General features: G+C 71.4%; 7 protein-coding genes. 4 read left to right on the forward strand and 3 right to left on the reverse strand.

Annotated features, from left to right (window positions below; translation table 11 throughout):
• The first annotated feature begins 26 nt into the window (after nucleotides 1–26).
• Complete coding sequence (locus tag N801_RS01200) at nucleotides 27–1,742, forward strand: VanW family protein (RefSeq protein ID WP_035931896.1); 1,716 nt, start codon at nucleotides 27–29, stop codon at nucleotides 1,740–1,742.
• A gap of 6 nt (nucleotides 1,743–1,748) precedes the next feature.
• Here the strand turns inward: N801_RS01200 and N801_RS01205 are convergent, their stop codons facing one another.
• Nucleotides 1,749–2,777, reverse strand: a complete 1,029-nt coding sequence (locus tag N801_RS01205; RefSeq protein WP_156996384.1) for a GNAT family N-acetyltransferase — start codon at nucleotides 2,775–2,777, stop codon at nucleotides 1,749–1,751.
• Between the two features lie 20 nt (nucleotides 2,778–2,797).
• On the opposite strand from N801_RS01205, the gene fdxA reads away from it, so the two are divergent.
• The 3 genes from fdxA to N801_RS01220 all read left to right on the forward strand — a co-directional run bounded on the left by fdxA (nucleotide 2,798) and on the right by N801_RS01220 (nucleotide 5,659).
• Nucleotides 2,798–3,124, forward strand: a complete 327-nt coding sequence (gene fdxA / locus N801_RS01210) for a ferredoxin (RefSeq protein WP_035931897.1) — start codon at nucleotides 2,798–2,800, stop codon at nucleotides 3,122–3,124.
• A complete protein-coding gene (gene dapC, locus N801_RS01215; protein WP_035931900.1) occupies nucleotides 3,121–4,257 on the forward strand; it encodes a succinyldiaminopimelate transaminase in 1,137 nt (378 codons plus the stop codon). The genes fdxA and dapC overlap by 4 nt, the downstream gene beginning before the upstream one ends.
• A gap of 103 nt (nucleotides 4,258–4,360) precedes the next feature.
• Complete coding sequence (locus N801_RS01220; RefSeq protein WP_035931902.1) at nucleotides 4,361–5,659, forward strand: citrate synthase; 1,299 nt, start codon at nucleotides 4,361–4,363, stop codon at nucleotides 5,657–5,659.
• Between the two features lie 8 nt (nucleotides 5,660–5,667).
• On the opposite strand, the gene N801_RS01225 is transcribed toward N801_RS01220, so the two are convergent.
• Together N801_RS01225 and N801_RS01230 are read right to left on the reverse strand one after the other, a co-directional pair.
• A complete protein-coding gene (locus N801_RS01225; RefSeq protein WP_035931905.1) occupies nucleotides 5,668–8,037 on the reverse strand; it encodes an MMPL family transporter in 2,370 nt (789 codons plus the stop codon).
• A 74-nt stretch (nucleotides 8,038–8,111) separates the two neighbouring features.
• Complete coding sequence (locus tag N801_RS01230; RefSeq protein WP_052112478.1) at nucleotides 8,112–8,693, reverse strand: TetR/AcrR family transcriptional regulator; 582 nt, start codon at nucleotides 8,691–8,693, stop codon at nucleotides 8,112–8,114.
• Between the last annotated feature and the right edge of the window lie 183 nt (nucleotides 8,694–8,876).

Below are 8,876 nucleotides of genomic sequence, written 5' to 3' on the forward strand. Positions count from 1 at the left end.
CTGCACGAGCCACAGCAAGGATCACGATGAACGACGACTTCGACCCGGAAACGGGCCAGCCGCGACGCCGACGAGGCGCGATCGTCGCGCTGTTGGGCGCCCTCGTCGTGCTCATCGGCGGCTACGTGGGGGTCGCGGCCTACGCGAGCGGGCGGGCTCCGAGCGACACCGAGGTCGGCGGGGTCCAGGTGGGCGGGATGTCCTCGGCACAGGCCCGTGCCGCCCTCGAGAGCGGGATCGCGGCGCGCGTCGCGGCCCCGGTGACCCTCTCGGCAGGGGGCAGGACCGCGACGATCACCCCGGCCGAGGCGGGGCTCACGGCGGACCTCGACGAGTCGGTCGCCGACCTCACCGGCTTCAGCCTCAACCCGGTCAAGGTCATCGGCCACCTCACCGGGGGCGTTACCCGCTCGCTCGAGACCGACGTGGACGAGGCCAGGCTCACGGCGGCGGTGACGGCCGCCGCCGCCACGCTGGACGTGGCACCCAAGGAGGGCAGCCTGTCGGTCGCGGGCGGCAAGGTCGCGCTCGCCCCTCCCGTCAACGGCCTGACGGTCGAGGTCGAGCCCACGGTCGAGGCGATCGCCTCGACGTGGCCGCGCAGCAGCCCGGTGGTCGCACCGGTCGAGGACGCCGAACCCAAGGTCTCCGCCGAGGAGCTCGAGCGCGTCAAGACCGAGTTCGCCGACAAGGCGATGTCCGGCCCGGTCGCCGTCAAGGTGGGCGACAAGGCCTTCGAGATCCCCGCGGCGACGCTCGCGCCGGCGATCAGCTTCCCCGCCGACGCGGACGGCAAGATCACCCCGACCTTCGACGACAAGGTCATCGTCGCGGCGGTGACGACGGCAGCGAGCAAGGCCGGTGCCACGAAGCGGGCCAAGGACGCGAGCGTCACCTTCGCCAACGGCCAGCCCCGGGTCATCCCGTCGCAGACCGGCGTCGCCCTCGACCCGACCAAGATCGTCGCCCCGGTGACCGCCGCCCTGACCTCCGAGGAGCGCGCCGCCACCATCCCGGTGACGGTCTCGCAGCCCGAGTACACGACCGCGAAGGCCCAGGCGACCCTCCCCAAGGGCCTCATCTCGACCTTCACCACGTACTTCCCGGCCAACGGCGGCGGGCGCGTCAGCAACATCCGGCTCGCGACCCGCACGCTCAACGGCACGTTCGTCCCGCCGGGGGAGACGTTCAGCCTCAACGGTGTCCTCGGCCGCCGCACGCCCGAGAAGGGCTACGTCAAGGGTGGCGTCATCTCGGAGGGGCGGCTCAGCGAGAACTACGGTGGCGGCATCTCGCAGCTGTCCACGACGCTGTTCAACGCGGCCTTCTTCGCGGGCGTCGAGTTCAAGGAGTACATGGCGCACGGGTTCTACATCTCGCGCTACCCCGAGGGCCGTGAGGCGACGATCTCGTACCCCTACCCCGACAACAGGTGGGTCAACACGACCGACGGTGGCATCTACATCCGCGCGACCTCGACCGGCGGCCAGGTGACCGTGGCGTTCTACGGGACCAAGAAGTGGGACGTCGTCGCCACCAAGAGCCCGCGCCGCAACATCGTCCAGCCCAAGAAGATCACCGACGCCTCGCCCGAGTGCATCACCCAGAACCCCGTGGTGGGCTTCGACGTCACGGTGACGCGGATCTTCAAGCAGGGCGGCAAGACCGTGCGGACGCAGCCGTTCACCACCCACTACAACCCCGAGGACGACGTCACCTGCACGCACCCCGACGCCAAGTGACGTTGCTCAGGAGCGCGTCGGCCCGGTGAGGTAGACGTACTCCGAGTGCCGCTCGAAGCCGATCCCCTCGTAGAGGCGCAGGGCGGGGGCGTTGTCGGCCTCCACCTGCAGGTGCACGAGCCGTATGCCGTCCGCCGCGGCCACGGCCGCCAGCCGCGCGGTGAGGCGTCGGGCCAGTCCGCGGCCCCGGTGGTCCGGGTCCGTCCAGACGGCGCCGAGCCCGGCCCAGCCGTGTGCGACGGCGAGGCGGGCGATGGCGACCGGAGGGTGCTGTGGTGGCGCGTCGTCCGCGGCGATGCTCCCGAACAGCTGCCGCGGGCTGCCGCCGAGGACGGCAGGCACGGCCGACTCCACGACGGTGCGGCTGCGCCGGTAGGCCTCGAGCCACGGGTCGAGGAGCTCCTCGGTGACGTCGACGCGCGGCCCGTCGGGGCTCCACGGGTCGGCCGTGGCGATGGTCGCCGTCGCCGCGGTGAGGTGGTGGCTCCGGCCGCCTGCGGTCCAGCCCCGCGCGAGCAGCGCGGCCCCGACCGGGTCCGAGCCGGGGTCGAACCCGGTCGACCCGGGAAGGGCCACGCGCGGGGGGAGGCCGCGGACGGCATACCACCGCTCGACGGCGTCGAGGGCTGCCGGGAGCGGCAGCCCCGGGTCACCGAGGACGAGCGCGGAGCTGCCGCGCTGGGTGAAGCCGTGGGACGCGCGCAGCTCCCAGGCGCCGAGGGTCTCCCGCTCCACGGCACCCCAGCTGGGGGCGCTGACGCGTGCCATGTCGGGAACCGAGAGCGCGAGGTGGGCGGGGGCCCGGCGGGCCGGCGCGGGTGGGACCTCCTTGACGGCCACGACCCAGTCACACCGCACGGACACCCGACCGCGGCGGGTCTCCACGACGAGGACGTCGTCGTCGCGTCGGACGAGGTCCCCGACGGCGTCGGTCATCGTCGGCCGGCCGGGAGTGGCGGCCGTCTCGGCCGGCTCGAGGCGGTACCTGACGACGACGCGCGCGCCGATGTGGAGGGCGTCGGGGGAGGCGGGCACGATCGGCATACTATGGCGGCATGACGTACGTGATCGCGCAGCCATGTGTCGACCTCAAGGACAAGGCCTGCATCGAGGAGTGTCCTGTCGACTGCATCTACGAAGGGGAGCGGTCCCTCTACATCCACCCCGACGAGTGCGTGGACTGCGGTGCGTGCGAGCCGGTCTGCCCGGTCGAGGCGATCTACTACGAGGACGACACCCCCGAGCAGTGGGCCGACTACTACAAGGCCAACGTCGAGTTCTTCGACGACCTCGGCAGCCCCGGCGGTGCCGCCAAGATGGGTCTCATCAACAAGGACCACCCGCTCATCGCCGCCCTGCCGCCGCAGGTGCACGACGTGTGACCGAACTTCCGGACTTCCCATGGGACTCGCTCGCTCCGCTCAAGGAGCGGGCGAGTTCTGTCGCCACGGGTGACGGGCTCGGCCTCATCGACCTCTCCGTGGGGACCCCCGTGGACCCCACGCCGGAGGTCGTGCAGGACGCTCTGCGGTCCGCCGCGGACGCCCCGGGCTACCCGCAGACCTGGGGCACCCCCGCGCTGCGCGAGGCCGTCGCCGGATGGTTCGCCACGCGCCGCGGGGTCCCCGACGTCGACCCCGACGGGGTCATGCCGACGATCGGCAGCAAGGAGCTCGTGGCCTGGCTGCCGACCCTGCTCGGTCTCGGTCCGGGGGACGTCGTCGGTTTCCCGTCGGCCGCCTACCCGACCTACGACGTCGGCGCCCGCCTCGCCCGGGCCACGCCCCGGGTCGTCGACGGGCTGGCCGCCCTCGGGCCGCTCACGCCCTCGACCTCGCCGAAGCTGTTGTGGGTCAACAGCCCCGGCAACCCGACCGGCAAGGTGCTCGGTGTCCCGCACCTCGCCAAGGTCGTGGCGTGGGCCCGGCAGCACGGCGTCATCGTGGCCAGCGACGAGTGCTACGCCGAGCTCGACTGGCGCACCGACCGTGGCACCGAGACGGCACCGACCACGCCGTCGATCCTCGACCCGCGGGTGACGGGCGGCTCCCACGAGGGACTGCTCTGCGTCTACTCGCTCTCGAAGCAGTCCAACCTCGCCGGCTACCGGGCCGCGTTCGTCGCGGGCGACCCGCGCCTCGTCCGGCGGGTCCTCGAGGTCCGCAAGCACGCCGGCATGATCGTCCCGTGGCCCGTGCAGGTCGCGATCACCGCAGCCGTCGGGGACGCCGCTCACGTCGAGGCGCAGAAGGCCGTGTATGCCGCACGCCGGGCGACGCTGCTGGCGGGGGTGCGCGCGATGGGGCTGCAGGTCACCGACAGCGACGCCGGTCTCTACCTCTGGGTGACGGCCGGCGAGGACGCCTGGGTGACGCTCGGGCGGCTGGCCGAGCGCGGCATCCTCGCCGCTCCCGGCACCTTCTACGGACCCGGTGGACGCCAGCACGTCCGGATCGCCCTCACCGCCTCCGACGAGCAGATCGAGGCAGCCGCAGCCCGTCTCACCGCGGGCTGAGCCCTGCCACGCTTTTCGCCCCACGTGGGCGTCTGGGGTAGCGTCACTCGTGCGCGAGCGGTGCCACTGCGAGCTCGCCCGAGACGTGAGGATTGATCTGACGATGAGCACTGACTCCACCGCCGGAGCCACCTTCCAGGTGGACGGGAAGACCCTCAACTTCCCGTACGTGAAGGCCACCGAGGGCAACAACGGCTACGACATCTCCGCTCTGCTCAAGGAGACGGGGAACGTCACCGTCGACAGCGGCTTCGTCAACACCGCGTCGTGCTCGAGCGCCATCACCTTCATCGACGGTGACGAGGGGATCCTGCGCTACCGCGGCTACCCGATCGAGCAGCTCGCCGAGAAGTCGAGCTTCCTCGAGGTGTCGTACCTCCTCATCTACGGCGAGCTGCCGAGCCAGACCGAGCTCGAGGGCTTCACCGAGCGCGTGCGTCAGCACACGATGCTGCACGAGGACCTCAAGGGCTTCTTCAGCGGCTTCCCCCGCGACGCGCACCCGATGCCGGTGCTGTCGTCCGCGGTCGGCGCGCTGGGCACGTTCTACCAGGACAGCCTCGACCCGTTCGACAAGGAGCACGTCGAGATCTCGACGATCCGCCTCCTCGCGAAGCTCCCGACGATCGCGGCCTACGCCTACAAGAAGAGCATCGGGCAGCCGTTCCTCTACCCGGACAACGAGCTGTCGCTCACCGAGAACTTCCTGCGGATGACCTTCGGCGTCCCGGCGACGGACTACGAGATCGACCCCGACATGGTCAAGGCGCTCGACCAGCTGCTCATCCTGCACGCCGACCACGAGCAGAACTGCTCGACGTCGACGGTGCGCCTCGTCGGCTCGGCCCACGCCAACCTCTTCAACTCGGTCTCGGCCGGGATCCACGCGCTCTCCGGGCCGCTGCACGGCGGCGCCAACTCCGCGGTCCTCGAGATGCTCGACGGCATCCTCAAGGACGGCGGCGACGTCGACAGCTTCGTGAAGAAGGTGAAGAACAAGGAGGACGGCGTCAAGCTCATGGGCTTCGGCCACCGGGTCTACAAGAACTACGACCCGCGCGCCGCGATCATCAAGCAGACGACCGACACGATCCTGCACAAGGACGGCGTCCGCGACCCGCTGCTCGACATCGCCCTCCAGCTCGAGCAGCGCGCCCTCGAGGACGAGTACTTCATCGAGCGCAAGCTGTACCCGAACGTCGACTTCTACACCGGCCTCATCTACAAGGCGATGGGCTTCCCGACCAAGATGTTCACGGTGCTCTTCGCCCTCGGCCGGCTGCCGGGCTGGATCGCCCAGTGGCGCGAGATGATCGAGGACCCGGCCACCAAGATCGGCCGGCCCCGCCAGATCTACACCGGCGCGAACGAGCGCGACTACAAGGCCATCACCAGCCGCTGACCCGTGCGTCAGGCCCGGTGACGTCCCGCGTCGACGAGCTCGCGCTCGCCGTCGAGGTCGTTGGGGCCGTCGGGGCCGTCGGCGTCCGGCCAGGTCTCCCGGGCGGGGGTCTGGCCGGGGCGGCCGAGCTGCTGACCCTCGACGTCGACGTCGGGGAGGATCCGGTCGAGCCAGCGCGGCAGCCACCATGCCGTGTCGCCCATGAGGTACATGAGTGCGGGGATGAGGGTCATCCGCACGATCACGGCGTCGAAGAAGACGGCAGCGGCCAGGGCGAACCCGATCGACTGGATGAGCGGCTCGTCCTGGAGCATGAACGCGGCGAAGACCGAGATCATGATCGCGGCGGCGGCGGCCACGACGCGGGCCCCGTGTCGGAAGCCGTCGACGACCGCCTCGGGGGCCGTGTCGCCGTGGACGAACGCCTCACGCATGCGGGTGACGAGGAAGACCTGGTAGTCCATGGCGAGGCCGAAGACGATGCCGATGACGAGGATCGGCATGAAGCTCATCAGGGGGGCGCCCTCGAAGAGCCCGCCGACCCCCTCCTGGAAGACGAGGATCGTCGCGCCGAGGGTGGCGAGCACGGACAGGAGGAAGCCGATGGTCGCCGTGAGCGGCACGAGGAGGGAGCGGAAGACGACCATGAGCAGGATGAACGCGAGCCCGACGACGACCGCGAGGTAGGGCAGCAGGGCGTCCTGCAGCTTCTCGGAGACGTCGGTCTGGATGGCGGTGAGGCCCGTCACTCCGACGGTGACGCCGGTGCTCGCCTCGATGTCCGGGCTGGTCGCCCGCAGGTCGTCGAGCAGAGTGAGGGTGGCCTCGTCGTCCGGGCCGCTGCGGGGGGTGACGAGCACCTGGGCGCCGGTGTTGTCGGCGTTGACCCCGATGACCTGGGCGTTGGCGACGTCACCTTGGTCGGCCGCCCACTGGGCGACCTCTCCGTAGGCCGCCGACCGGGCGGACGGGTCGCTCACGTCGCGGCCGTCGACGACGACGACGAGCGGGCCCTGCCGGCCGGGACCGAACGCCTCGGTCATGAGGTCGGCCGCCTTGCGCTGGGTGGTCTCGGTCGGCGCCGTGGTGTCGGAGGGGAGGGCCAGGTGGAGGTCCTTCATCGGGATGGCGAGGGCTCCGAGCACGACGACGGCGAGCACGGCGACGAGGGCGGGAGCGCGAGCGACGAGCCGGGCCCACCGGACACCGTTGCCGGTGGTGTCCCCGGACTTCTCGGTCCGGACCCGGCCGGCGAAGGCCTTGCCCTTGAGCATGCCGAGGATGGCGGGTGTCAGGGTGAGGGCGATGAGCACGGCGACGAGGACGGTGGCGGCCGCCGCGAGGCCCATGGTCGTGAGGAACGGGATCCGGACGAGCGCCAGGGCCGACAGGGCGATGATGACGGTGAGTCCGGCGAAGACGACGGCGGAGCCGGCGGTGCCGAGCGCGCGTCCGGCGGCCTCTGACCGGTCGTCGGTGTGCAGGAGCTCGCTGCGGTACCGGCTGAGGATGAACAGGGCGTAGTCGATGCCGACGGCGAGGCCGAGCATCGTGGCCAGGGTCGGCGTCATGGTGCCGAGCTCCCAGAACGCGGTGGCGCCGACGACGAGGAGGGAGCCGATGCCGACCCCGATGAGGGCGGTGACGATCGGAAGGCCGGCAGCCACGAGGGAGCCGAAGGTGAGGACGAGGACGAGGGCGGCGATGGCGATGCCGATGAGCTCGGAGCTGGCGCCCGGGGGAGCGAAGCTCTGCATGCCGGCGCCGTTGACCTCGGCGGTGAGGCCGGAGGCGCGGGCCTCGTCGACGGCGGCGAGGACGGCGTCCTGGGTGGCGGGCTCGACATCGGTCACCGTCGCGACGTCGAAGGTCCACGTGATCGTGCCGATCCGGCCGTTTGCGCTCAGCGGCGCGAGGGCAGCCGCGTTGGCCTCCGCCCGGTCCACGGGAGTGCCCTGATCGGCGGCGGCGTCGAGCATCTGCTGGCGCTGGCCCTCGGCGGCGTCGACCGGGCTGACGAGCTGTGCCGCCCCGGGGGTGCCGTCGGCGGGCATCTGCGGGAGCGTCCTCAGCTCGGTGAGGAGGGCGTCCACCCTGGCCGTGTTGGCGGGGTCGGCGAGCTCCTCGCCCTCGGGAGCCGCGACGACGACCGTCGCGCTGGCCTGGTCGAACGCGTCCCCGGCCTCGGGGAAGAGCTCCTGCTGGAGCTGCTGCGCCTGTTCGGAGGGGATGCCCGGGATCGAGAACGAGTCGACCATCGGCTTGGAGATGGTGGTCGCGACGCCGCCGATGCCGACGAGGGCGATGAGCCAGGCCGCGATGAAGTACGGCCAGCGGCGGTATGCCGTCCGGCCCAGTCGATAGAGGTATGTCGCCATGGCGAGGTCTGCTCCCTGGTGGGGTGGTGGGTGATGGCGGGTGCGGCGCAGCGCTGCGCTGCGCTGCGCCGCGGTCAGGCGAGAAGGCGGGTGGCCTCGTCGACACCGGCCATGAGCTCGGTCGGGAAGTCGCGGTCGTCGTCGACCAGGAAGCACGCCATCGCGTCGTGGAAGAGCCCGGCGATCAGCGCGACGGCCACGCGGGCCCGGGGGTGGCCGGCGGGCAGGCCCTCGCGGGCCTCGGTGGCCTGGCGCACCTCTGCGGCAACGCCCTCGAAGCGCTCCTTGGCGACGGTGATCAGCCTCGGGTTGCGCTCGAGGAGGGCGTGGATGCGCCGCCAGTCCTCGTGGGTCGTCTCCTCGCGGGCGTAGATGCTCGTGACGAGGTGGCCGAGGTCCGTGAGCAGGTTGCCCTCGGGGCCGCCCGCCACGAAGGTCGCGAGGTCGCCCGGGTCGAGGGGGGCGGGTCCGTCGAGGACGGCCGCCTCCTTGCCCGGGAAGTAGTTGAACAGCGTGCGGCGTGAGACGCCGGCCTGCTCGGCCAGGTCGTCGAGGGTGAACCCGTCGAAGCCGTGCTCGATGGCGAGGTCCTGGGCGCAGCGAGAGATGCGGCGAGACGTCTGCTCACGACGGGAAACTGCACTCTGGATGGACACAGTGCAAGTTTGCACTCTGTATGCCATCAGTGCAAATCAGCTCGGTCGTCCGCCAGGCATCGAGTCCGCACGCTCACGTCGCCTGCGCCCGACGACGAGGCTCGTCGGGTTCGGTCCCGACCAGCGTCGGGTGCCCGGTCCCGTCGACGTGTTCGTCAGAACGGAGGCGGGGCGGGGTGGGCC

The organism is Knoellia aerolata DSM 18566 (assembly GCF_000768695.1).
GTDB classification, from domain to species: domain Bacteria; phylum Actinomycetota; class Actinomycetes; order Actinomycetales; family Dermatophilaceae; genus Knoellia; species Knoellia aerolata.

Excerpts from the sequence above, each read along its gene's own strand:
- N801_RS01200 (WP_035931896.1), top strand. The coding sequence starts at position 27 with ATGAACGACGACTTCGACCCGGAAACGGGCCAGCCGCGACGCCGACGA.
- fdxA (WP_035931897.1), top strand. The coding sequence starts at position 2,798 with ATGACGTACGTGATCGCGCAGCCATGTGTCGACCTCAAGGACAAGGCC.
- N801_RS01220 (WP_035931902.1), top strand. The coding sequence starts at position 4,361 with ATGAGCACTGACTCCACCGCCGGAGCCACCTTCCAGGTGGACGGGAAG.
- N801_RS01225 (WP_035931905.1), bottom strand. The coding sequence starts at position 8,037 with ATGGCGACATACCTCTATCGACTGGGCCGGACGGCATACCGCCGCTGG.